Genomic DNA, 24,093 nt, shown 5'->3' on the forward strand with positions numbered 1-24,093 from the left:
TTATTCAACGCCTGTTGAATTCTGCTGCGGAAGTACTTCGCGGCTCGCGAGGTGCCCGTTCCGACCACGGGCTCGGGTAGTCGTCCGGCGCGGCTCGTGCCGGGTGACCACCCACGCGAGCAGCGGTGCGGCCGCGTCGAAGAGGTCCTACACGGGAGGGATCGCGATGAAGCGGACCACCTGCTGCGTTGTCGGAGGGGGCCCGGCGGGAATGGTGCTGGGGCTGTTGCTCGCCCGCTCCGGGGTACCCGTGACGGTGCTGGAAAAGCACGCGGATTTCCTGCGGGACTTCCGAGGTGACACGGTGCACCCGACGACGTTGGCACTGCTGGACGAGCTGGGCCTCGCCGAGCGGTTCGCCGAACTGCCCCAGCGAAGGGTCAGCACGGTGATGTTGCCGGTGGGGCCGGACGGCGAGTTCTACACGCTGGGTGATTTCGAGCGGCTGCCGATCAAGTACAACTACATCGCCATGGTGCCGCAGTGGGACCTGCTCAATCTGCTGGCGGCGGAAGCGGCGAAGGAGCCGAACTTCGAGCTGCGCATGAGCACCGAGGTGACCGGTCTGGTGCGGGAGCGCGGCCGGGTGACCGGGGTCGACTACCGCACGGCGGACGGGGAGCGTGGCAGGCTCCGGGCCACCATCACGGTGGCCTGTGACGGCAGGGATTCCCTGGTCCGGCGGGAACTGGCCGACCAGCTCCGGGTGCGGGACTTTCCGACTCCGATGGACGTGCAGTGGTTCCGGATTCCACGCCGGCAGGAGGACCCCGCCGGAGCCGTGGGCAACATCGGGGACGGCGCGTTCACCGTACTGCTGGATCGGGAGGACTACTTCCAGGCCGCCTCGGTCATAGCCAAGGGCTCCGACGCGACCGAGCGAGCCCACGACATCGGGAAGTTCAACGAATCGCTGCGTGGGCGACTCGGCTGGCTCGACGACGGGCGGGAACTCGTCCGTAGTTGGGAGGACGTGAAGCTGCTGCACGTCAGCCTGGACCGGCTGCGCCGCTGGCACGTTCCGGGGCTGCTGTGCATCGGGGACGCGGCACACGCGATGTCACCGGTCGGCGGAATCGGCATCAACCTGGCGGTGCAGGACGCGGTGGCGGCCGCTCGTCACCTCGCGAAACCGTTGCGGCGTGGCGAACTGCGGCGCAGGCACGTCGCGGCGATCCAACACGCCCGCCTGCCCACCACCGCGCTCCTCCAGGGACTGCAACGCACCGTTCACGCCAACGTGGTCGAGCCGGCACTGCGTGGGGAGATCGACTTCGGTCGGCGCGCCCGACTCCCCCGCCCGCTGAAGCTGCTGCCGAGACTTCCCTGGCTGCGCGTCGTTCCGCCGTACATCCTTGCCTACGGCGCTCGGCGGGAGCGCCCACCGAGGGAGGCACTCCGCTGATGCCCCGGAGAAGCTCGTTCCACCCGCGGTTCGGACGGAATCGCGGTTGAAACGAGCGCACTGCCGGTGGCGCCGGCGACCGGGCGGCCGCGGGGACGCACGCCGCACCGCGACTCGACAGCGGTGGCTCAGGCCTGCTGCACCGGGTTGGTGAGTGTGCCGAGGCCGTCGATGGAAACCGAGACCTTCTGTCCGGCCCGCATCGGGCCCACCCCGGAGGGGGTACCGGTCAGGATCACGTCACCGGGCAACAGGGTCATGACCCGGGAGATGAACGAGATCAGACCGGCCACATCGTGCGTCAACAGCGAGGTGCGGGACTCCTGGCACAGCTCGCGGTCGAGCTCGGTGCGCAACTGCAGGTCGGAGGGGTCAACGGTGGTGTCGATCCACGGTCCCAGCGGGCAGAAGGTGTCGTAGCCCTTCGCCCTGGTCCACTGCCCGTCGGCCCGTTGCTGGTCCCTTGCCGTGACGTCGTTGGCGATCGTGTACCCGAGCACCACGTCGGTTCCCCTGGCCTCGGGCACGTCCTTGCAGGGCTGGCCGATCACCACGGCCAGCTCGCCCTCGTAGTCGACCCGCTCGGAGTTCGGCGGCATCTTGATCGGGGCACTCGGGCCGATCACGGATGTCGAAGGCTTCATGAAAAGCACCGGATTCTCCGGCACCTCCCCACCCATCTCCCGTGCGTGCTCGGCGTAGTTCTTGCCCACGCAGAGCACCTTGGTCGGCAGGATGGGCGCCAACAGCCGCACGTCGGCCATCGGCCACTTACGACCGGTGAACGTCGGCTCCCCGAACGGATGCTGGTCGATCTCGACGGCGAGCACTTTCTCACCGGGGGATTTGGGGTCCGGCTCCAATGCCACGAACGAGACCCCTTCGGGCTGAGCAACACGTGCCAGGCGCAAACGAAACCTCCGTCATCAACTGTTCGCCGAACAGCTTACGTGCGGGTGGGCAACGGTCCAGTTCCTGGTCACCTCGTGTTGGAGCTACTGACCTCCGCCGTCTCACCCCGGTGGACCGCCTTGTGGGCGAACGCGTCGCACAGCGCGTACCAGCTCGCTTCGACGATGTTGCCGTGCACGCCCACGGTGCTCCACTCCCGGTGTTCGTCCCGCGACTCCACGAGCACCCTGGTGACGGCGTCGGTGCCGGAAGCGTCGGTGAGAATCCGCACCTTGTAGTCCACCAGTTCGACCTCGTCCAACCACGGCAAGCGAGGCACCAGCGCCTTGCGCAGTGCGGCGTCCAACGCGTTGACGGGACCGTTCCCCTCGGCGGTGGCGATGACGCGTTCCTGCAGCACGTGCAACTTGACAGTCGCCTCCGAGACCACCTGCCCGTCGGGACGGTGGTCGAGCGAGACCCGGTAGGACTCCAGTTCGAAGGGCGCGCCGAACGACACCTCGCCCGAGGTGTCGCGGTCCGTCTCCGCCGCGGAGCCGTCGGCCAGCGCCATCTCACGACGCAGCATCAGCTCCAGCGAGGCGTCCGCTCCCTCGAAGGACCACCCCCGTGCTTCCAGTTCCTTGACCCGCCGCACCGCACCGGTGATGGCGTCCGGCGCCGAACTCAGGTCCAGCCCCAGTTCGACTGCCTTGAGCTCCAGGCTGGCACGGCCGGACATCTCGGTGACGAGTACCCGCATTCCGTTGCCGACGCGCTCGGGGTCGATGTGGTTGTACAGTTCGGGATCGACTTTGATCGCGCTGGCGTGCAGCCCGGCCTTGTGGGCGAAGGTGGATCCCCCCACATACGCCTGATGCGTGTCCGGCGCGATGTTGGCGATCTCGGCGAGCGCGTGCGATACCCGGCTGAGTTCGGACAGGTTGCCCTCGGGCAGCACGGGCAGCCCAAGTTTCGTCTCCAGATTGCCGATGACGGGGAACAGGTCTGCGTTGCCCGCCCGTTCTCCGTAGCCGTTGGCGGTGCACTGCACGTGGGTGACCCCGGCCTGCACCGCCGCGAGCGTGTTGGCGACGGCACAGCCGGTGTCGTCCTGGCAGTGGATCCCCAACCGGAAACCGGTACGCCGGACGATCTCCTCCACCGTTTCGGCCAGTGCTGTCGGCAGCTGCCCACCGTTGGTGTCGCACAGGCACACCAGGTCGGCACCCGCGTGCACGGCCGAGTCGAGCATCCGCAGGGCGGTGTCCGGATCGTGGGCGTACCCGTCGAAGAAGTGCTCGGCATCCAGGAAAACGCGTTTGCCGTGCTCGGTGAGGTACCTGACGGTGTCGGCGATCATGGCACCGTTCTCGGTCACGTCGGTACGCAACGCGCGTTCGATGTGTCTGCTGTCGGATTTGGCGACCAGCGTGACCGCGGGAGCTCCCGAGTCGAGCAACGCGGCCACCTGGTCGTCCTGCTGCACGGGAACCCCGGGTCGGCGTGTGGAGCCGAACGCGGTGAGCACGGCGTGCCGAAGGTCGAGCTCGCCGGCGGTGGCCCGACGAAAGAACTCGGTGTCCTTCGGCAACGCACCGGGCCAACCGCCTTCGATGAAGCCCACGCCGAGACTGTCCAGGATGCGGGCGACCGCGAGCTTGTCGGCCACCGAGTAGGAGATGCCTTCGCGCTGCGCGCCGTCGCGCAGCGTGGTGTCGTAGACGTGAAACGTGTCCGCCTGTGGGGTCCCTGCCGGGCTGGTGCGGTTCACTGTCCCTCCAGAAGGGCGGTGATGGCGGGCCGGTCGTGGCTGGAACGGCCCGTTATGGCTGTCGTGGACACAAAAAAGACCCCCCGCGGATGCGAGAGGTCTGCGCGCCGGGTCTGCGGAGTCGAGTCACCCGGCGCGCTTGCCAATAATGCCCGTCGTGCACTGGAGCATGCCGCAATGCTCGCACATCGCGGACACACTCCAGCCAGTGGGCCTTTCTTCCCACGATACGGACACTCGAAGTGTCCGTGGCACGGCCCGTCAGCGGCGCGGCCGATCCGGTCGGACTCGGCGGGGGATCACACCTGCTGCACGACTTCCCGCGCCGAAACCAGCGCGGCGAGTCGATCACCGATGGCGTGCGTGGCACCCGGCGCGGAGTGATCACGCGTGGCCAGATCGAAGGCGACCGAGGCCTGCACCCGCCTCGCGGCCTCCGCGTAACCGACGTGGTCGAGCAGCAACGCGACGGACAACACCGCCGCCGTTGGGTCGGCGATGCCCTGCCCGGCGATGTCGGGCGCACTGCCGTGTACCGGTTCGAACATGCTCGGATTGCGCCGCGTGGCGTCGATGTTCCCACTGGCGGCCCTGCCAATACCGCCGGTGACCGCACCGGCCAGATCGGTGATGATGTCGCCGAAGAGGTTGTCGGTGACGATCACGTCGAACCGAGCGGGATCCTGCACCAGGTGGATCGTCGTGGCGTCGACGTGCTCGTAGTTCACCGTGACGTCGGGATACTGCAGCGACAGCTCCTCGACCACCCGGGACCACAGGGATCCGGCGTGGCTGAGCACGTTGGTCTTGTGCACCAGGGTCAGATGCTTGCGTGGACGAGCCGAGGCCCTCGCGAACGCGTCGCGGACCACTCGCTCCACGCCGAAGGCGGTGTTGAGACTCACCTCGGTCGCCACTTCCTGTGGCGTGTCCTTGCGCAGCAGGCCCCCGTTGCCCGCGTAGGGGCCTTCGGTGCCTTCCCGGACGACGACCATGTCGACCTCGCCGGGGTCGGCGATCGGACTCTGCACTCCCGGATAAAGCCGCGCCGGACGCAGATTCACGTGGTGGTCGAGTTCGAAACGCAGCCGCAACAGCAATCCGCGTTCCAGGATCCCACTCGGCACCGAGGGATCACCCACCGCACCGAGCAGAATCCCGTCGTGCTCGCGCAACTCACCCAACACGGATTCCGGAAGTAGCTCCCCGGTGTTGTGCCAGCGAGCGGCGCCCAGATCGTACCGCGTGATCTCGGTTTCGGGGACCACTTCCCCGAGCACCTTCAGCGCCTCGGCCACCACTTCCGGCCCGATCCCGTCACCTGGGATCACAGCGAGCCGCATGCACACCTCCCGAGTCCTACCCCCGATTTGGGGCTGAAACGTTGTGCCGCAGGCTACCGTGCTTCGGTGTCGCTCAGGCACGCCGGACCCCAATACTGGACGTCACTTCCCGAACAGTGGGACACCCAATCGGGTGAATGTCACCCGTGCAGGGGGTGTTCGGAGGAGACAACCGAGCCGCTGACCAGCCGATACAGCTTTCGTCCGCCGGAACGAGAACTCGATTCCGATCGATTGTCCGTACACGCGCGCACGGATCCTCGCGGCCCCGCGAACGAAAAACGGGGGCCGCCGCGTGCAGCGGCGGCCCCCGAAGGATCCGCCGGGATACCCCACCGGTCACACGAGGTGACCCGGTACGGAACCCGGGTGACCCGCGGCCCGAACGGGGCCGCGGGATCGGTTCACTCGAAACTGACGGTCCGAACGGTCTTGGCACCGACGGCGGCGCCGATCGGCTCGAGCACGCCCGCATCGACCGGGCGGTCCACCCGCAGCAGCATGATCGCGTCCGAACCGTCCGAGGTCTGGCTGATCTGCGCGGCCTCGATGTTCGTCCCGACCTCGCCGAGCAGCGTCCCGACCTTGCCCATGACACCGGGCCGGTCCGGGTACTCCAGCAGCAGGACGCTGCCCTCGGCACGCAGGTCGAAGTGCCTGCCGTTGACCTCGACGAGCTTCTCCACCTGGTTCGGACCGTCCAGGGCGCCCGAGACGACACCCGTACGGCCGTCGGCCAGCACGGCGCGCACCGAGACCACGCTGCGGTGGCTCGCGCTCTCCGGAGCGGTCTTGACGTCGATGTCCACCCCGAGGTCCTCGGCGAGCTGCGGAGCGTTGACGAAGGTGACCTGACTCTCCACCGCACCGGAGAAGACACCGCGCAGCGCCGCCAGCGGCAGCACGGAGACGTCCTCGTCGGCCAGCTCACCCCTGGCCTCGACCGTGACGGAGGTCGGCGTGCTGCCGAGCACCGCGGCCAGCAACGAGCCCAGCTTCTGGGTCAGCGGCAGGTAGGGGCGAACCTCCTCGCCGACGGCACCGCCCTGCACGTTGACCGCGTCGGGAACGAAGTCACCGCGCAGCGCCTGCAGCGTGGAGTGAGCCACGTCGGTACCGGCCCGGTCCTGGGCCTCGGCGGTGGAGGCACCCAGGTGCGGAGTCGCGACCACGTTGGACAGCTCGAACAGCGGGCTGGAGGTGGTGGGCTCGGTGCTGTAGACGTCGATACCCGCACCGCCGAGGTGCCCACTGCGCAGCGACTCGGCGAGCGCGTCCTCGTCGATGAGCCCACCGCGCGAGGCGTTGACGATGATCGCGCCCTGCTTGGTCTTCTTGAGTTCCTCGGCACCGATGAGGCCGAGCGTCTCGGCGGTCTTAGGCAGGTGGATCGACATGGCGTCGGCGCGCTGCAGCAGCTCCTCGAGGCTGACGAGCTCGATGCCGAGCTGGGCGGCACGCGCGGCAGAGACGTAGGGATCGTAGGCGATCAGCTTGGCACCGAAGGCCTCCAGTCGCTGCGCGACGAGCTGGCCGATCTTGCCGAGACCGATGACACCGACGGTCTTGTCGTTGATCTCCACGCCGCTGAGCGCACTGCGCTTCCACTCCCCGGCACGCAGGCTGGCATCGGCCACGGCCACGTTGCGGGACACCGCCAGCAGCAGCGCGATCGCGTGCTCGGCGGCCGAGACGATGTTGGAGGTGGGGGCGTTGACGACCATGATGCCGCGTTCGGTGGCGGCGGGAACCTCGACGTTGTCCAGTCCCACTCCCGCACGGGCGACGACCTTCAGCCGCGTGCTGGCCGAGTAGACCTCGGCGTCGACTTTCGTCGCCGAACGGACCAGCAGCGCGTCGGCGTCGGCAACGGCTTCGAGCAGTGCCGGGCGGTCGGTGCCGTCGACGTGACGGATCTCGACCTCGTCTCCGAATGCTTCCAGCACCGAAGGGGCCAGCTTCTCGGCGATCAGGACGACAGGACGGCTTGCGTTGGTCACGGGCGCGCTCCAGTAACAGAGATCAGGGTCGAAGCAAGGCACGCCATTGTGCCGGGCTGGTGAAGCAGTTTAACGCTGATATGAGAATCCGTTCACACAAGTGTTGGACGTATCACCGTAACGCTACGGCATCCCAACACGACCGCGTAGCGGAAACAACACCGAAACCGCCGCACACGGGCTCCGTGGCCGGTCGAACACCCCGCCGCCTCGCGGCGAAGCGGCTCGACGGCTCACGGCTCGTCGAACTCCCCGTCCTTGGCACCCGCCACGAAGGCGTCCCACTCCTCCGGGGTGAACACCAGCACGGGCCCCTCCGGATCTGCTCCGTTGCGCATGCCGATATAGCCGTCCACGAAGGCGATCTCCACTCCCGGTTCGTCATCGTCGTCGGTGCTGGTGATCCACTCGGCGTTGGTGAAGTCGAGCTCGTCCCGGATGTGGGCCTTGTCGTCGACCGGTTGCGTTTCCTCACTCACGGTGTGGATATTAGCGCGCCGCGCGAACCTCCCGTGACGCCCGGGAGCACTCCGGAAAAACCGTGGGGCGGCCCCGAACTCCCTCGGGACCGCCCCACGGCACGGCGAATCGCCCGAATCCCTCAGCCCTTGGTCCAGGACATCAGGGACCGAAGCCGCTTGCCGACCTCCTCGATCTGGTGCTCGTTGCCAGCGGCCTGCAGCTTGTTGAACTCGGGCCTGCCCGCTTCGTCCTCGGCCACCCACTCCTTCGCGAAGGAGCCGTCCCGGATCTCGGAGAGGACCTGACGCATCGAGTCCTTGACGTGCTCGTCGATGACCCGGGGACCACGGGTGAGGTCACCGTACTCGGCGGTGTCACTGCAGGAGTACCGCTGTCCGGCGATACCGCCCTCCCACATCAGGTCCACGATCAGCTTCAGCTCGTGCAGCACCTCGAAGTAGGCGATCTCCGGCTGGTAACCGGCCTCGACGAGAACCTCGAAGCCGGACTGCACCAGCGCACTCGTTCCACCGCAGAGCACGGCCTGCTCACCGAAGAGGTCGGTCTCGGTCTCCTCGGTGAAGGTGGTTTTGATGACCCCGGCCCGCGCACCGCCGATACCGGCGGCGTAGGCGAGCGCCAGCTGCTGCGCCTCGCCGCTGGGGTCCTGCTCCACCGCGATCAGGCACGGCACTCCCTTGCCGTCCACGAACTGGCGGCGCACCAGGTGACCAGGCCCCTTGGGGGCGACCATGGCGACATCCACGTCGGAGGGCGGCTGGATCAGCCCGTAGCGGATGTTGAACCCGTGTCCGAAGAACAGCGCGTCCCCGCTGTTGAGGTTCGGAGCGATGTCGTCGGCGTAGATCCGACGCTGCTTGGTGTCCGGCGCGAGGATCATGATCAGGTCCGCCTCGGCGGCCGCCTCCGAGGGAGTGACGACCCGCAGCCCCTCCTCCACGACCTTCTCGCGCGACTTGGAGTTCTCCGGCAGACCGATCCGGACGTCGACGCCGCTGTCCCGCAGGCTCAGCGCGTGTGCGTGCCCCTGGCTGCCGTACCCGATGATGGCGACCTTGCGCGACTGCACCCGGCCGAGGTCGGCATCCGCCTCGTAGAAGATCTCAGTTGCCATTACCGTTCGTGTTCCTTTCTGTAGCGAATCCGCGTCGTACGCGGGTCAACGCACCGCGGTTGCCGTGATGGAGCGTGCTCCTCGGCCGATGGCGACCATGCCGGACTGGACCATCTCGCGGACGCCGTAGGGCTCGAGCATGCGCAGCAGGGCGTCGAGTTTGTCGGTGTCCCCGGTGGCCTCGATGGTCAGCGCCTCGGGAGAGGCGTCGACGACCTTGGCCCGGAACAGTTGCACGGTTTCCAGGACCTGACTGCGCACCGAGGCGTCTGCCCGCACCTTGACCAGCAGCAGTTCACGCTGCACGGAGGACTCGGGCTCCAACTCGACGATCTTGATGACGTTGATCAGTTTGTTGAGCTGCTTGGTGACCTGTTCCAGCGGTTGTTCCTCCACCGAGACCACGATGGTCATCCGGGAGATCTCCGGGTGCTCGGTGGGACCGACGGCCAGGGATTCGATGTTGAAGCTGCGCCGGGAGAACAGTCCGGAGACCCGGGAGAGCACACCGGGGACGTTTTCCACCAGCACGCTGAGTGTGTGTCGACTCATCGGTGTGGTCACCCCTCGTCGTCGAACAGTGGGCGGATTCCGCGAGCGGCCATGATCTCGTCGTTGCCGGTGCCGGAGGCGACCATCGGCCAGACCTGGGCGTCCTTGCCCACAACGAAGTCGATGACCACGGGTCGGTCGTCGACTGCCATGGCCCGCTCGATGACGCTGTCGACGTCGGAGGCGGCCTCACACCGCATTCCCACCCCGCCGAGGGCGTCGGCCAGCAGCGCGAAATCGGGAATCCGGTGGTTGTGGGTGCCGAGGTCACTGTGTGAGTAGCGCTCGGCGTAGAACAGGTTCTGCCACTGCCGAACCATACCGAGATTGCCGTTGTTGATGACGGCGACCTTGATCGGCAGCTGTTCGATGGCGCAGGTGGCCAGTTCCTGGTTGGTCATCTGGAAACAACCGTCCCCGTCGATGGCCCACACCTGCCGGCCGGGAGCCCCGGCCTTGGCGCCCATCGCCGCTGGCACCGCGTAGCCCATCGTTCCCAGCCCACCGGAGTTGAGCCAACTACGCGGCCGCTGATAGCCGATGAACTGCGCGGCCCACATCTGGTGCTGGCCCACCCCCGCGGTGTAGACCGCCTCCGGGCCCGCCAGCGCACCGATCCGCTCGATCACGTACTCCGGCGACAGCGTGCCGTCGGAGGGCCAGTCGTAGCCCAGCGGGAAGCGGTCCCGCCAGTCGCCGAGCTGGTTCCACCACGGTGCGAGGTCCGGGGCGCCGTGCTCCGCTTCGGCGGTGTCCACGGCATCGACGAGTTCGGCGAGGACCTCCTTGCAGTCACCGACGATGGGCACGTCGGCGACCCGGTTCTTGGAGATCTCGGCCGGATCGATGTCGGCGTGCACCACCTTGGCCTCCGGAGCGAAATCCGACAGCCGACCGGTCACCCTGTCGTCGAACCGGGTTCCCAGCGCGAGCAGCAGGTCGGAACGCTGCATCGCGGCGACCGCGGCGACGGTGCCGTGCATGCCGGGCATGCCCAGGTGCAACGGGTGCGTGTCCGGGAAAACCCCACGCGCCATCAGTGTGGTCACCACCGGAATGCCGGTGCGCTCGGCGAGTTTGGTCAATTCCTCGGCAGCCTCGGCCTTGACCACACCGCCCCCCACGTACAGCACCGGTCGTTGCGCCGAGGCCATCAACCGGGCCGCTTCCCTGACCTGCTTGCCGTGCGGTTTACCGACCGGACGGTAACCGGGCAGCCGCTGCTCGGGGGGCCAGGAAAACGACGTGACGAGTTGTTGCACGTCCTTGGGGACGTCGACCACGACGGGACCGGGGCGGCCGCTGGAGGCGATGTAGAACGCCTCGGCGACGGTCCGCGGGATCTCGTCGGGATCGGTGACCAGGAAGTTGTGCTTGGTGACCGGCAGCGTGATGCCGCAGATATCGGCTTCCTGGAACGCGTCGGTACCGATCTGGCCGGTGGACTGCTGCCCGGTGATCGCCACCAGCGGCACCGAGTCCATGTGCGCGTCGGCAAGCGCGGTGACCAGGTTGGTCGCCCCGGGCCCGGAGGTCGCCATGCACACCCCGGTCTTACCGGTGGCCTGGGCGTATCCGGTAGCTGCGTGTCCGGCCGCCTGCTCGTGCCGAACCAGTACGTGACGAACCTTCGTCGAGTCCAGCAGCGGGTCGTAAGTGGGCAGGATCGTACCGCCCGGGATACCGAACACCACTTCGCAGCCCACCGCTTCCAGCGAGCGGACGAGGGACTGCGCACCGGTGGCTCTTACCGGTGCCCCGTGGGGCGGGGCTGGTTTCGGACGTTGCCCCGGTGATGCCTCCGGGGCCGGATTCTGCCTGGTGTTGGCGCTGGTCATCGAGTCTGCCTCGTGGTCGATGAATGGGGCCGGGCACGAAAAAACCCCCGCCGGCACAGGGCCGAACGAGGGTGGGCGCGTCGACGTTTCGTACTCCTCAGGCGTCGACGCGCCCGGGAAGTACGAGAATGTCGTTACTGCGCTGCATGGCTCGCACATTAGCCTCGGCACGACAACCAAGTCAAACCTACGGGAAATACTTCCCGGATGTTGGACACCACCGGGTGACAGGGCACGCGAAGAAGCCGACCCCGGCGCACGAGCGGAAGAGCCTCACCGGTAGCGCCCACTCCCCGAAAAGGCGAACTGCGCAGCTGAGACCATCGAACGGTGAACGACTCCCAGGAAAACGACCGACTTTCCGCCCCGAAGGCAGGGGAGGAACCGCCCCGGCCGGAAACCACCGGGACGGAGGAGCAGGGGGCGGGTTCCCCGGGCGAGACCGGAACCGAGACCGGGCAAGAGGCCGCACCCGAAGCAGGAGACACCGACGAAACCGCGTCGGGGGCACCGGAGACCACGACAGAGCGGGAACCGGAGCACCCCCCGGAGGGCGACTCCGAGCAGGCGGAGCCTCCTGAACTGCCGCCCCGCCTGGTTTTCCGGATCACGCGGGTGAGCCTGCTGGTGATCCTCGTGCTCGCGTTCTGCATCAGCCCCGTGGCGGCCTCGTTGCCGCCGCTGTCGGTGCTGTACCTGATACCGCTGGGCCTGATCGTCTGGGTTGTTCGGACGCGCACCGTCGTCGACGAGTCGGGCATCACGGCTCGGACCCTCACCGGAGCGACCCGGATGGATTGGTCCGACATCAGGGCACTGCGACTCCACGAACGCCGCTGGGTGCGCGCGGTGACCACTTCGGACCGCGAGGTTCGGCTGCCGGCACTCCGGGTCCGGGATGTGCCACGACTGGCCACGATGAGCCGCGGCCGCATACAGGACCCGAGCCGCCCCAAGGACGCGGACGCGGATTGAATCCGGACGGGGCTCTCACCATGCGGACACGACCAGGGTGTTCACGAGCACGAACGAGACCGGAGTAGTGTCGTGCTCACCGCGAACTCCTGTCGCCCACGAGGCGTGACCGTGTCCGCCCGCGCGGCGGTAGTCCCACTAAGTGAGAGCTTTCAATCATGCCCGAGTTGCGTTCCCGAACGACGACACACGGTCGAAACGCCGCAGGCGCCCGCTCGCTGTGGCGTGCCACCGGAATGACCGACAACGACTTCGGCAAACCGATCGTGGCGATCGCCAACTCCTTCACCCAGTTCGTACCGGGTCACGTCCACCTCCGCGACCTGGGAGAGGTGATCGCCGGGGCGGTTCGCGAGGCGGGCGGTGTCCCACGGGAGTTCCACACCATCGCGATCGACGACGGCATCGCCATGGGGCACAGCGGAATGCTGTACTCGCTGCCTTCCCGCGAGATCATCGCGGACTCGGTGGAGTACATGGTCAACGGGCACCAGGCGGACGCGCTCGTCTGCCTGTCGAACTGCGACAAGATCACCCCGGGGATGCTCAACGCCGCCATGCGGCTGAACATCCCCACGGTCTTCGTCTCGGGCGGGCCGATGGAGGCGGGCAAGGCGGTCGTGGTCGACGGTGTCGCCCACGCGCCGACCGATCTGATCACCACTATCGCCGCGTCGGCGAACTCGCAGGTGGACGAGGAGGGGCTGAGCGAGGTGGAACGCTCGGCCTGCCCCACCTGCGGTTCCTGCTCGGGCATGTTCACGGCCAACTCGATGAACTGCCTGACCGAGGCGCTGGGGCTGGCGCTGCCCGGCAACGGTTCGACGCTGGCCACCCACCGGTTCAGGCGCGACCTGTTCGAACGCGCGGGCCGCACGGTGGTCGAGATCGCCGAACAGTGGTACCGGTACGACGACGACTCGGTACTGCCGCGTTCGATCGCGAACGAGCAGGCGTTCGAGAACGCGTTGGCACTGGACATGGCCATGGGCGGTTCGACCAACACGGTGCTGCACACCCTCGCCGCCGCACGCGAGGGCGAGATCGACTTCACGCTCTCCGACATCGAGCGGATCAGCCGCAACGTCCCCTGCCTGGCCAAGGTCAGCCCGAACTCCGACTACCACATGGAGGACGTGCATCGGGCGGGCGGCATCACGGCGATCCTGGGTGAGCTCGACCGTGGCGGACTGCTCAACCGCGAGGTCCGCTCGGTGCACAGCCCGAGCCTGCGCTCCTGGCTGTCCGAGTGGGACGTGCGCGGTGAAAACCCCGGTGAGCACGCCTCGGAACTCTTCCACGCCGCGCCCGGCGGAGTCCGCACCACCGAGGCTTTCTCCACGGAGAACCGCTGGTCCGCACTGGACACCGACGCGGCCGAGGGGTGCATCCGCGACGTCGCGCACGCCTACACCACCGACGGCGGCCTGGCCGTGCTGCGGGGCAACCTGGCCGAGGACGGCGCAGTGGTCAAAACGGCCGGTGTCGACGAGGAACTCTGGACCTTCCAGGGACCCGCCCGGGTTCTGGAGAGTCAGGAACAAGCCGTCTCCGCGATTCTGAACCGGGAGATCGAAGCGGGCGACGTGCTGGTGATCCGCTACGAGGGCCCGTCGGGTGGCCCCGGTATGCAGGAAATGCTGCACCCCACCGCATTTCTCAAGGGCGCCCGAATGGACCGCGAGTGCGCACTGATCACCGACGGGAGGTTCTCCGGGGGAACGTCGGGCCTGTCCATCGGGCACATCTCCCCCGAAGCGGGCAACGGCGGCACGATCGGTCTGGTCGAGGACGGTGACCAGATCCGCATCGACGTGGGCGAGCGGAAACTCGAACTGCTGGTGGAAGAACCAACCCTGGCCGAGCGTCGGGCCAAGATGGCGAGCTCGGAACACCCCTGGCAACCGGTGGACCGACAGCGCCGGGTCAGTACGGCGCTGCGGGCCTACGCGAGCCTGGCCACCTCCGCCTCGTACGGAGCCGTCCGGAGCATCTGCGGCTGAACCGGACGTGGTCGGTGGGCCCGGACCCACCGACCACGGTTCACCGGAACACGAAGAACACCGCCGCGGCGGCGGCAACCGCCAGCAGCAGCCCCACGAAGCCACTGGCGACCGGACGTCGGAACCAGAGGCGCCCGTTGTCGGCCGCCACACGTCCCGGCCCCGCGAACAGCAGCGCCAGGGCCACGACACCGAGCATCGCGGGATACTCGACACCGCCGGTTTCCAGGAAGAATCCGTCGGCACGCTGCACGACCACCGCGTTGAGCATCACACCCAGCAGCCCCGCGGCCGCCAGCGGCGTGAAAAGCCCGAGCACCACCAGGATCCCCGCGCCGAACTCCACCCCAGCCGTGACGGTTGCGAGCAGTTGCGGCTCCCGGAATCCCATGCCGGACAGCATGTCCGCGGTTCCCTCCGGGCCCTGCCCACCGAGCACGCCGAAGAGTTTCCGTGCGCCGCGGGCGATGAACACGGCGCCCAGTGCCAATCGCAACACCAGCAGCGCGAAGTCCGCACCGCCGTTCCAGCGCCGCCGGTTAACCGAGTCGGCGAACTCGTCGTAGAGGTCCAGGTCGCGTTGCGAGGCGGGATCTCCCACGTTGGTGTAGGCATCGTCGTCGTAGTAGTCGAGTTCCACGGCCCCGCTCCCGGTGGAACTGCCGTACGTGCGTGTCGAGCCCTGTTCCCGTTCCGGAACGGTCCAGCCACCCTGCGGTTCCCGGACATCACGGTGATACTGATCATCGGGATACCCGCCCGCGGAATCGGGGCGGTCGTCGTGGATTCGCACGGCGAAAGGCTAGGACATCCTCCGCGAAATGTGCGAGCTTTTCGGAAAAATCGACGGCGGGAGGGCCGGGAGTGTTCGCGGCACTCACTCCGGGTTAACCGGTGACGCGATATGGTCTGCGACCGTGGCAGTCCGAACCGGCGACCGACATCAGCGCTCCCGTGCGCCGCGCCGCTACGCGGCGGTCGGCACGGCGTTGGTCGCAGCCGTCCTGACCGGTGGCTGCGCGGAGTTCCCCGACCAGCATCCGAAGCAGTGGCGGGAACAGCCCTCGTTACGGCCGCAGGCCGGGCCGCAACCGCGCGCCGAAGGACGTCAGCAGCCTCCCGGGGAGGGGGACACCGAGACCTCGCCCTCCGAGAAGGCCGAGCCGGACGGCTGCGACGACCCCGACCCCGCCGTCGTGGCGACCTGTCTCGGGGCGGTGGGTGACGTGGCCGTACTGCCCGGTGGCCGGGGTGCTCTCGTCGGTGAGCGCAAGACCGGCAGAATCATGCTGGTCGAACGGGACTCCGATCCGCGGGAGCTGGCCCGTGTCGACGTGGACGCCGCGGGCGGTGGCGGGCTCACCGGGCTGACTCTCTCGCCGAGCTATGCCGAGGACGGCCTCGCCTACGCCTATGTCACCACTGCCACCGACAACCGCGTGATCCGCATCGCCCCGGACGATCCGCCGGAACCCATCCTGACCGGTATTCCGCGTGGCCCCAGCGGCAACGCGGGCGCCATCACCACGAGCGGTTCGGACACGCTGCTCGTCGCGACGGGCAACGCGGGCGCCCAGGGCAAGGCGGACGAACGCGCCGCGCTGGCGGGCAAGGTGCTGCGGATCGACACCTTCGGCGACCCCGCCCAGGACAACCCCGACCCGGGGTCACCGGTGATCGCGGCAGGGCTGAGCGCGCCCGGTGGCTTGTGCGCCCGACCGAACAGCTCCACGTTCTGGGTGACCGACCGGCGTGCCGAGCAGGACGTGCTGCTCCGCGGCTCGCCCGACGAGGAACTAGGTGCCCCCAAGTGGTCCTGGCGGACGAACCCCGGTGTGGCCGGCTGCGCCGCGGGGGGTGGGCTGATCGTGGTGGCACTGACCGACGCCTCGGCCGTCTACACCATGCGTCCCGGCCCGGAGGGAACGTTCACCGGCGAACCGGAACGGGCGCTGGAGGACACCTACGGTCGGCTGCGCGCGGCCAGCAGCGGGCCGAACGGAATGCTGTGGCTCGGCACCGCGAACAAGGCGGGCGGGGACCCCGTCTCCAGCGACGACAGGGTGATCCGTATCGAGCCGCCCAACGGGGGAACAGCGGGCAAGGAGTGAGGTCTCCCGCACCACGTGCCGCGATGCGGGAGACGGTCACGCCGGTGTGCGCGTCACCCCGGCACGGTTCTCACTGCTGACCGCAGGCGGCCAGCACCAGTTCGCGGACCCGCTTGGCGTCCGCCTGCCCCTGGGTGGCCTTCATGACGGCCCCCACGATCGCGCCCGCGGCCTGCACCTTGCCGCCGCGGATCTTCTCCGCCGCGTCGGGCTGGGCCGCCAGCGCCTCGTCCACCGCGGCCTGCAGCGAGGAGTCGTCGGAGACGACCTCGATGCCGTCGGCGGCGATCACCTCGTCCGGCTCGCCCCGGTCCTCGAGCACCCCGTCGATCACCTGGCGGGCCAGTTTGTGCGTCAGCTTGCCCTCGCCGACCAGCTCGATCACCCGGGCCACCTGGCCGGGCGTGACCGACAGCTCCGCGAGCTCCACGCCGCGCTCGTTGGCGCGCTGGCTCAGATAGGCGACCCACCACGAGCGCGCCTCCGATGGCGAGGCACCGGCGTCCACGGTGGCCGCGACGAGATCCAACGCCGAGGCGTTGACCAGATCGCGCAGCTCCTCGTCGGACAGTCCCCACTGCTCCTGGACCCGCCTACGCCGCTCCCAGGGCATCTCCGGAAGCGTGCCGCGCAGCTGCTCCACCCACTCCCGCGAGGGAGCGATCGGAACGAGATCGGGTTCCGGGAAGTAGCGGTAGTCCTCGGCCTCCTCCTTGCGCCTCCCCGAGGAGGTCTCACCGGTGGACTCGTCGAAGTGCCTGGTCTCCTGGACGATCTCGGAACCGTTCTGCAGCAGGGACGCCTGCCTGCGCATCTCGAAACGCACCGCCCGCTCGATGCTGCGGAACGAGTTGACGTTCTTCGTCTCGGTGCGGGTACCGAAGCCGCTCTCCCCCTTCGGGGTCAACGAGACGTTGGCGTCGCAACGCAACGACCCCTGGTCCATCCGGACGTCCGAAACGCCCATCGAACGCAGCAGATCCCGCAGCGCGGTCACGTAGGCGCGAGCGATCTCGGGAGCACGTTCCCCGGCACCGGTGATCGGCTTGGTGACGATCTCGATGAGCGGCACACCCGCGCGGTTGTAGTCCAGCAGCGAGTGCTCGGCACCGTGGATCCTGCCGGAGGCACCGCCGACGTGCGACGACTTGCCGGTGTCCTCCTCCATGTGGGCCCGTTCGATGCCCACCCGGAAGGTCTCACCGTCGTCGAGCACGACGTCGAGACCGCCGTCGAACACGATCGGCTCGTCGTACTGCGAGGTCTGGAAGTTCTTGGGCATGTCCGGATAGAAGTAGTTCTTCCGCGCGAACCTGCACCACTCCGCCACCTGGCAGTCCAGTGCCAGACCGATCCTGATGGCCGACTCCACGGCCGAGCCGTTGACCACCGGCAGCGCACCCGGCATACCCAGGCACACCGGGCAGACCCGCGTGTTCGGCTCGGCGCCGAACTCGTTGGCACAGCCGCAGAACATCTTGGTGGCGGTGGAGAGCTCGACGTGCACCTCGAGCCCGAGCACCGGGTCGAAACGTCGCAGGACCTCGTCGTAGTCCATGATCTCGGCGACAGCTGTCATTCCCGTTCCGCCTTACGTACCTCGCGAACGGCCAACGCCACTCCGGTGATCAACCCGAGAACGGTGACGATCGCGTCCGCCATCACCAGTCGATCGTTGTCCTCGCGCGCCTTGCGGATCTTGCCACGCAGACCGATGCCGCGGGACAGCTCCGCACCGACGGCGAGCAGGGCTCGCAACTTGGGATTCATCAGGCGACCTCCAACCGCGGAACACGGTCGAGCAGGGGAACTTCCGAAGCCGCGTCGCGCGCCGCCTCGTAGGCGGCACCCACGCGGTAGAGCCGGTCGTCGGCCATGGCGGGCGCCATGATCTGCAGACCGACGGGCATACCGTCCTCGGTGGAAAGCCCCGAGGGCACGCTCATCGAGGCGTTGCCCGCGAGGTTGCTCGGAATGGTGCACAGGTCCGCGCGGTACATGGCCATCGGGTCGTCGACACGTTCCCCGATGCGGAACGCGGTGGTGGGGGTCGTGGGCGAGACCAACACGTCCACCTGCCCGAAAGCGGCGTCGAAGTCCCTGGTGATCAGGGTGCGGACCTTCTGCGCCTGGCCGTAGTAGGCATCGTAGTAGCCGGACGAGAGCGCGTAGGTGCCGAGCATGATACGACGCTTGACCTCGGGACCGAAGCCCTGCTCCCGAGTCAGCGACATGACCTCCTCGGTGCTGCGGGTGCCGTCGTCACCGACCCGCAGTCCGTAGCGCATCGCGTCGAACCGCGCGAGGTTCGAGGAGCACTCGCTGGGCGCGATCAGGTAGTAGGCCCCGAGCGCGTACTCGAAGTGCGGGCAGGAGACCTCCACGACCTCGGCACCGAGCGAGGTGAGCGTGTCCACGGCGGTGCGGAACGAGTCCCGCACGCCCTGCTGGTAGCCCTCGCCGCCGAACTCGCGGACGACCCCCACGCGCACCCCGCGCAGATCCCCACCCGCACCTTCCCGTGCGGCGGCGGTCACCTTCGGAACCGGCGCGGCCACCGAGGTGGAGTCCATCACATCGTGCCCGGCGATGACCTCGTGCAGCATCGCGGCGTCCAGCACCGTACGCCCGCACGGTCCCGCCTGGTCCAGCGAGGAGGAGAACGCGACCAGGCCGTAGCGGGACACCCCGCCGTACGTGGGCTTGACCCCCACGGTCCCGGTGACCGCGGCGGGCTGCCGGATGGAACCCCCCGTGTCGGTGCCGATCGCCAGCGGCGCCTCGAACGCCGCCAGCGCGGCCGAGGAGCCTCCCCCGGAACCACCGGGGATCCGGTCGGTGTCCCACGGATTGCGGGTCGGTCCGAACGCGGAGTTCTCGGTCGACGAGCCCATGGCGAACTCGTCCATGTTCGTCTTGCCGAGGATCACCACACCCGCGTCGCGGAGCCTGGCCGCCACGGTCGAGTCGTACGGGGGTGTCCAGCCCTCCAGCATCCTGGAGCCACAGGTGGTCGGCATGTCGGTGGTGGTGAGCACGTCCTTCAGGGCCAGCGGCACACCGGCCAGCGGAGAAGCGGGCGTGCCGTTGGCACGCTGCTCATCGGCCCGCCGGGCGGCGTCCAACGCGGCTTCGCGGTCGACGTGCAGAAAGGCGTGCACCGCCGGTTCGATCGCCTCGATACGGTCCAGGTGCGCGCGAGTGACCTCCACGGCGGACACCTCGCCCGCGGCGATCTTGGCGGCCAGTTCGGAGGCGGCGAGACCGGTGAGTTCGGTCGAACCAGGCCCGTCCGGGACTGATGTGGTCGAGGACATCACGCCTCCTCGTTGAGAATCCTGGGTACTCGGAACCTGTTTTCCTCGGTGGCGGGTGCCCCGGCCAGTGCCTCCCGGCGGGACAGCCCGGGACGCACCTCGTCCGTTCGGAAAACGTTGGTGACCGGTACCGCGTGGGACGTGGGCGGTATTTCGTCGGCGGCCACCTCGCCGACCCTGGCGACCGAATCGAGGATCACGTCCAACTGGCCTGCGAACGTGTCGAGTTCCTCCTCGGATACGGCCAACCGGGCGAGGCCGGCGAGATGAGCCACCTCGTCACGGGAAATCGTGGACAATGCGCGGGCCCCCTGATCGTGTCCGGTTCGTTCGGGTATCCGGTCGTTTCCGGCTACCACACGTGTTCGAGTCGAATTCCTGTTCGCCACCCGCGCGGCGCGGAACGAACGAGGCCGCGAGAACGATGTCGACCGTCCCGCTCCTGCTGATCACTGAACCGATTCGCTCGGGTCGCCGAACAGGCTTCGAAAGGTGACAACGAGTCTATGGGCAGCGACCACGACCACCAACGGGTGGTCACACCCGGGCATCGAGATCGTTTCGAGCCGGTGTGCATCCAGCGGCATCGTCCCGGGGGAGCGTCGCGTCTGCCACAATTTGGCCGGTCCGCTCCACACGAGGGCCCCGAGCCGCTCGTGCGAACCGGTCCGGCGCGGACGGCGAGGTGCCGCGCACGATGCTGGAGGCGTGAAAACCGGTGTCCTTCCTCATCCGGGTTCAGGTTCCGGACCGTCCCGGTGCACTCGGGTCGGTGGCGAGCGCGCTGGGCGAGATCGAGGCCGACATCCTCAGCGTGGATGTGGTCGAGCGGAGCAGCGAGGCCGCCATCGACGACCTCATCGTGGAGCTTCCCTCCGGAAGGCTGCCGGACGTGCTGATCACGGCCGCGGAGTCGGTGGAAGGCGTTCGGGTGGACGCGGTGCGGCCCTATGCCGGCATACTGGACACCCACCGCGAGCTGGAGCTGGTCGAGGAGATCGCCGCCGAACCGGCGCGGGGACTCCAGCTGTTCGCCGAGGGCGTACCCCGGATCATTCGCTCGGGGTGGGCGATGATCTTCGGTAGCCGCGCTGGAGGGCCGGAGCACCTGGCAGCCAGCACCTCGGCTCCGGAGGACGAGTACCTGTGGTTACCGTGGATGCCGTTACCCAGGGCCACCGTGCTGGAGGGGGACGACTCCTGGGTGCCGGACACCTGGAAGGAACTGGGTACCGAACTGGCCGCCACCCCGATAGGCAAACCCGACCTGGTGCTGCTGGCGGGCCGACCGGGCGGGCCGATGTTTCGCACCTCCGAGGTAGCCCGGCTGGCGCACCTGGCGGGCATCGTCTCGGTGGTGCTGGACGGCTGAGTACGACCGTACCGCCCGAAGGGCCCCACGAACGGTCGTGCCGGAGTCACATAGCTCCCGGCCGACGCGTCGGCCGGGAGCGAACGGACGGGAGCGAACGGTCGGATCCTCACCGCTCCAGGTCCAGGGCGTAGGCGAGCAACCGCACCCCGGCGAACGGCTCCCAGTCGTGCTCGGCAACACGGTGGAATCCCTTCCGCTCGTACAGCCGGTGCGCGACCGTCATGGTCCGGTTGCTGTACAGCACGACCCGTTCCCAGGCCTCCACGGCCGCCAAGTCGGTCACCCGGTCGACCAGCGCGGCCCCCACTCCGCTGCCTGCCGCCTCCGGGGCCACGGCCAACATCCGGAACTCCAGTTCGCCGGGACGCGCGAGCTCGGTGTACTCGCTGCCGTGGCGGGCCACCGTGACCGTGCCGCACACCTTGTCACCTTGCACGGCCACGAGCAGTTCCGCCTTGGCGGCGCGATCGGCGGCGTCCCGGAGCGAGGTGAGGTAGTGCGTGTTCTCGGCGGGAATGTGCCCACCTTCCAGGTAGGCACGCGCCGTCAGCTCCCCGACGGTGTCGAACTCGGCGGGCAGCGCCCGTCTGATGGTCACGCTTTCCATGCGGTCGATACTAGTGTCGCCCACGACAGTCGAGTGGTGGAGACCGCACCGCTCACCCCTCCGGCTGTAGTGCCATCCCGGCCGCGGCCTCCGGCCCCTGCTCCAGCAGCACCCGAAACCCCTCCTCATCCAGCACGGGGACACCGAGTTGGACCGCCTTGTCGTACTTGGAACCGGGGGCATCGCCCACCACCACGAAAGCGGTCTTCTTCGACACGGAACCGGCGGCACGCCCGCCCCGGTTCATGATCCACTCCTTGCTCTCGTCCCGCGAGTAGGTGGGCAACGAGCCAGTCACCACGATCGACAACCCTTCCAGGTTGCGCGGCACGGCGGTGTCCCGCTCGTCGGCCATCCGGACCCCGGCGGCACGCCACTTGTCGACCACTTCGCGGTGCCAGTCGACGGTGAACCACTCCCGCACGGCGCCCGCGATGGTTTCGCCCACGCCGTCCACGGCGGCGAGATCCTCCTCCGCGGCGGCTTCGATCGCGTCGAGAGACCCGAACTCGCGCGCCAGTGCCTGAGCGGCGGTCGGGCCGACGAACCGGATGGACAGTGCGACCAGCACCCGCCAGAGCGGCTGTTGTTTGGCGTTCTCCAGACCGGTGAGCAGTTTGGTCCCGTTGGCCGTCAGGCTCCCGTCCTTGGCCCGGAACTGCTCGGTGCGCAGCAGCTTGTCCTCGTCGAGCAGGAAAACGTCCCCCTCGTCGACGACGACCCCGGCCTCGAGCAGCGCGGCGGCCGACTCGTAGCCGAGCACATCGATGTCGAACGCTCCCCGCCCCGCCAGGTGGAACAACCGCTCGCGAAGCTGTGCCGGGCAGGAACGCGCGTTGGGGCAGCGGATGTCGACGTCGGTCTCCTTCTGCCGGTACAACGTCCACCCGCACTCCGGACAGGTCTCCGGCATCACGAACGGATACTCGTCGCCGTCCCGAGCATCGACCACCGGCCCCAGCACCTCCGGGATGACGTCGCCTGCCTTGCGGATGACCACCCGGTCACCGACCAGCACGCCCTTGCGACGCACCTCGTCGGCGTTGTGCAGCGTGGCCAACGAGACGGTGGACCCGGCCACCTTCACCGGATTCATCTCCGCGAACGGGGTGACCCGCCCGGTGCGGCCGACGTTGACCCGGATGTCGACCAGCTCGGTGGTGGCCTGTTCCGGGGGGTATTTGTACGCGATGGACCAACGGGGGGCGCGGGAGGTGGTGCCGAGTCTGCGCTGCAGGGCCACGTCGTCGATCTTGATGACGATTCCGTCGATCTCGTGGTCCGCCTCGTGCCGGTGCTCTCCCCAGTAACGAACGTGCTCGGTGAGTTGCTCCAGCGAGGAAAGCACCACGGTGTGCGGAGAGACCGGCAGCCCCCAGGTGCGCAGCGCCTCGTAGGCCGCCGACTGGGTGGGGGGCTCGAACCCGTCCCGCCTGCCGAGGCCGTGGCAGATCAGCCGGAGCGGGCGCTGCTTGCTGATCCGCGGATCCTTCTGCCGCAGCGAACCGGCGGCACCGTTGCGCGGGTTCGCGAAAGCGGTTTTGCCCGCGTCCACCAGTGAGGCGTTGAGCTCGGCGAACTCGTCGAGCCGGAAGTACACCTCACCCCTGATCTCGACCAGTTCCGGGACCGGATACTCCGGGCTGCCGGTCAGCCGGTCCGGCACGTCCCGCATGGTGCGCACGTTCAGTGTCACGTCCTCGCCGGTCCTCCCGTCCCCGCGGGTCAGCGCCCGTTCCAGCCTGCCGTTGCGGTAGAGCAGGTTGACGGCCAGACCGTCGATCTTGGGTTCGCAGAGGAAGGCGGGGTGGCTACCCGTCTCCCGTTCGACGCGGTTCACCCAGGTCGTGAGTTCGGAGACGTCGAAGGCGTTGTCCAGGCTGAGCATCCGCTCCAGGTGGTCGACGGCGGTGAACTCCGTCGAGAAGGTGCCACCGACCTCCTGCGTCGGCGAGTCCGGGGCGCGCAGCGCCGGGTGTTCGTCCTCCAGCCGCTGCAACTCGACGAACAGTTCGTCGAACTCGCCGTCGGTGATCACCGGAGCGTCGAGCACGTAGTACCGGAACTGGTGGAAACGCACCTGCTCCACCAGCTCCTCGTGGCGCTGCCTGCTCTCACGCGGAACGTCTTCGAGTCCCTCGGCCCGTGCATCGGGCGCGGGCTCGGCCCCGGACTTTTCGATCCCAGCCTCTTCGGCCCGAGGGTCCGAGGGGCGCGCCTCCCGCGAAGCGGCGGCGTCCGGTGCGGCGTGCTCGTGCGTGCGTTCCCTGGTCACGTCCCGAGACTAACCAGCACCACCGACAAC

General features: G+C 68.3%; 19 protein-coding genes and 1 pseudogene. 5 read left to right on the forward strand and 15 right to left on the reverse strand.

Going from position 1 to position 24,093, the window contains the following annotated elements; genetic code table 11:
* Window positions 1-166 precede the first annotated feature (166 nt).
* A complete protein-coding gene (locus BLR41_RS21215) occupies window positions 167-1,405 on the forward strand; it encodes an FAD-dependent oxidoreductase (protein ID WP_092632299.1) in 1,239 nt (412 codons plus the stop codon).
* A gap of 128 nt (window positions 1,406-1,533) precedes the next feature.
* Here the strand turns inward: BLR41_RS21215 and BLR41_RS21220 are convergent, their stop codons facing one another.
* The 8 genes and pseudogenes from BLR41_RS21220 to BLR41_RS21255 all read right to left on the reverse strand — a co-directional run bounded on the left by BLR41_RS21220 (window position 1,534) and on the right by BLR41_RS21255 (window position 11,400).
* Window positions 1,534-2,316 carry a fumarylacetoacetate hydrolase family protein gene (locus tag BLR41_RS21220; protein ID WP_092632181.1) on the reverse strand — a complete coding sequence of 261 codons (783 nt, stop codon included), beginning with the start codon at window positions 2,314-2,316 and terminating at the stop codon, window positions 1,534-1,536.
* A gap of 68 nt (window positions 2,317-2,384) precedes the next feature.
* The gene (gene cimA, locus BLR41_RS21225) at window positions 2,385-4,070 is read right to left on the reverse strand and encodes a citramalate synthase (protein WP_092632184.1); all 1,686 of its coding nucleotides are present in this window, start codon (window positions 4,068-4,070) and stop codon (window positions 2,385-2,387) included.
* A 299-nt stretch (window positions 4,071-4,369) separates the two neighbouring features.
* On the reverse strand, window positions 4,370-5,413 hold the full coding sequence (locus BLR41_RS21230; protein ID WP_092632187.1) for a 3-isopropylmalate dehydrogenase: 1,044 nt from the start codon (window positions 5,411-5,413) through the stop codon (window positions 4,370-4,372).
* A gap of 404 nt (window positions 5,414-5,817) precedes the next feature.
* On the reverse strand, window positions 5,818-7,413 hold the full coding sequence (gene serA, locus BLR41_RS21235; RefSeq protein WP_092632190.1) for a phosphoglycerate dehydrogenase: 1,596 nt from the start codon (window positions 7,411-7,413) through the stop codon (window positions 5,818-5,820).
* A 233-nt stretch (window positions 7,414-7,646) separates the two neighbouring features.
* On the reverse strand, window positions 7,647-7,892 hold the full coding sequence (locus BLR41_RS21240) for a DUF397 domain-containing protein (protein ID WP_092632193.1): 246 nt from the start codon (window positions 7,890-7,892) through the stop codon (window positions 7,647-7,649).
* 122 nt (window positions 7,893-8,014) lie between these two features.
* Window positions 8,015-9,013 (reverse strand): annotated as a pseudogene (gene ilvC / locus BLR41_RS21245) (ketol-acid reductoisomerase); the annotation flags it as partial.
* Between the two features lie 42 nt (window positions 9,014-9,055).
* On the reverse strand, window positions 9,056-9,562 hold the full coding sequence (gene ilvN, locus BLR41_RS21250) for an acetolactate synthase small subunit (RefSeq protein ID WP_092632302.1): 507 nt from the start codon (window positions 9,560-9,562) through the stop codon (window positions 9,056-9,058).
* An 8-nt stretch (window positions 9,563-9,570) separates the two neighbouring features.
* Entirely contained in the window at window positions 9,571-11,400 is a 1,830-nt protein-coding gene (locus BLR41_RS21255) for an acetolactate synthase large subunit (RefSeq protein ID WP_092632199.1), read from the reverse strand.
* Between the two features lie 330 nt (window positions 11,401-11,730).
* On the opposite strand from BLR41_RS21255, the gene BLR41_RS21260 reads away from it, so the two are divergent.
* Both BLR41_RS21260 and ilvD read left to right on the forward strand, forming a co-directional pair.
* Entirely contained in the window at window positions 11,731-12,375 is a 645-nt protein-coding gene (locus tag BLR41_RS21260; protein ID WP_092632203.1) for a PH domain-containing protein, read from the forward strand.
* Window positions 12,376-12,533: 158 nt separating this feature from the next.
* Window positions 12,534-14,378: a dihydroxy-acid dehydratase gene (ilvD, locus tag BLR41_RS21265; protein WP_092632206.1), complete on the forward strand. Its 1,845-nt coding sequence runs from the start codon at window positions 12,534-12,536 to the stop codon at window positions 14,376-14,378.
* A gap of 40 nt (window positions 14,379-14,418) precedes the next feature.
* Here ilvD and BLR41_RS21270 read toward each other — a convergent pair whose 3' ends face one another.
* Window positions 14,419-15,171, reverse strand: a complete 753-nt coding sequence (locus BLR41_RS21270) for a DoxX family protein (RefSeq protein WP_092632209.1) — start codon at window positions 15,169-15,171, stop codon at window positions 14,419-14,421.
* Window positions 15,172-15,295: 124 nt separating this feature from the next.
* On the opposite strand from BLR41_RS21270, the gene BLR41_RS21275 reads away from it, so the two are divergent.
* Complete coding sequence (locus tag BLR41_RS21275) at window positions 15,296-16,489, forward strand: PQQ-dependent sugar dehydrogenase (protein WP_245694680.1); 1,194 nt, start codon at window positions 15,296-15,298, stop codon at window positions 16,487-16,489.
* Window positions 16,490-16,559: 70 nt separating this feature from the next.
* Here BLR41_RS21275 and gatB read toward each other — a convergent pair whose 3' ends face one another.
* Genes gatB through gatC form a run of 4 tightly spaced genes read right to left on the reverse strand, consistent with a single transcriptional unit; the run spans window position 16,560 to window position 20,105 of the window.
* Window positions 16,560-18,068: an Asp-tRNA(Asn)/Glu-tRNA(Gln) amidotransferase subunit GatB gene (gene gatB / locus BLR41_RS21280; RefSeq protein WP_092632215.1), complete on the reverse strand. Its 1,509-nt coding sequence runs from the start codon at window positions 18,066-18,068 to the stop codon at window positions 16,560-16,562.
* On the reverse strand, window positions 18,065-18,259 hold the full coding sequence (locus tag BLR41_RS21285; protein ID WP_092632218.1) for a hypothetical protein: 195 nt from the start codon (window positions 18,257-18,259) through the stop codon (window positions 18,065-18,067). The genes gatB and BLR41_RS21285 overlap by 4 nt, the downstream gene beginning before the upstream one ends.
* Window positions 18,259-19,806 carry an Asp-tRNA(Asn)/Glu-tRNA(Gln) amidotransferase subunit GatA gene (gene gatA, locus BLR41_RS21290; protein ID WP_092632221.1) on the reverse strand — a complete coding sequence of 516 codons (1,548 nt, stop codon included), beginning with the start codon at window positions 19,804-19,806 and terminating at the stop codon, window positions 18,259-18,261. Before gatA ends, BLR41_RS21285 begins: the two co-directional genes overlap by 1 nt.
* The gene (gatC, locus tag BLR41_RS21295; RefSeq protein WP_092632305.1) at window positions 19,806-20,105 is read right to left on the reverse strand and encodes an Asp-tRNA(Asn)/Glu-tRNA(Gln) amidotransferase subunit GatC; all 300 of its coding nucleotides are present in this window, start codon (window positions 20,103-20,105) and stop codon (window positions 19,806-19,808) included. The genes gatA and gatC overlap by 1 nt, the downstream gene beginning before the upstream one ends.
* 419 nt (window positions 20,106-20,524) lie before the next feature.
* Between gatC and BLR41_RS21300 the strand changes: the two genes are divergently transcribed.
* Window positions 20,525-21,178, forward strand: coding sequence for an ACT domain-containing protein (locus BLR41_RS21300; RefSeq protein ID WP_092632224.1), 654 nt, complete (start codon window positions 20,525-20,527; stop codon window positions 21,176-21,178).
* A gap of 109 nt (window positions 21,179-21,287) precedes the next feature.
* On the opposite strand, the gene BLR41_RS21305 is transcribed toward BLR41_RS21300, so the two are convergent.
* Both BLR41_RS21305 and ligA read right to left on the reverse strand, forming a co-directional pair.
* On the reverse strand, window positions 21,288-21,788 hold the full coding sequence (locus BLR41_RS21305) for a GNAT family N-acetyltransferase (protein ID WP_092632308.1): 501 nt from the start codon (window positions 21,786-21,788) through the stop codon (window positions 21,288-21,290).
* A gap of 52 nt (window positions 21,789-21,840) precedes the next feature.
* Window positions 21,841-23,970: an NAD-dependent DNA ligase LigA gene (ligA, locus tag BLR41_RS21310; protein WP_092632311.1), complete on the reverse strand. Its 2,130-nt coding sequence runs from the start codon at window positions 23,968-23,970 to the stop codon at window positions 21,841-21,843.
* Between the last annotated feature and the right edge of the window lie 123 nt (window positions 23,971-24,093).

This window comes from Actinopolyspora mzabensis, assembly GCF_900101095.1.
Classification (GTDB): domain Bacteria; phylum Actinomycetota; class Actinomycetes; order Mycobacteriales; family Pseudonocardiaceae; genus Actinopolyspora; species Actinopolyspora mzabensis.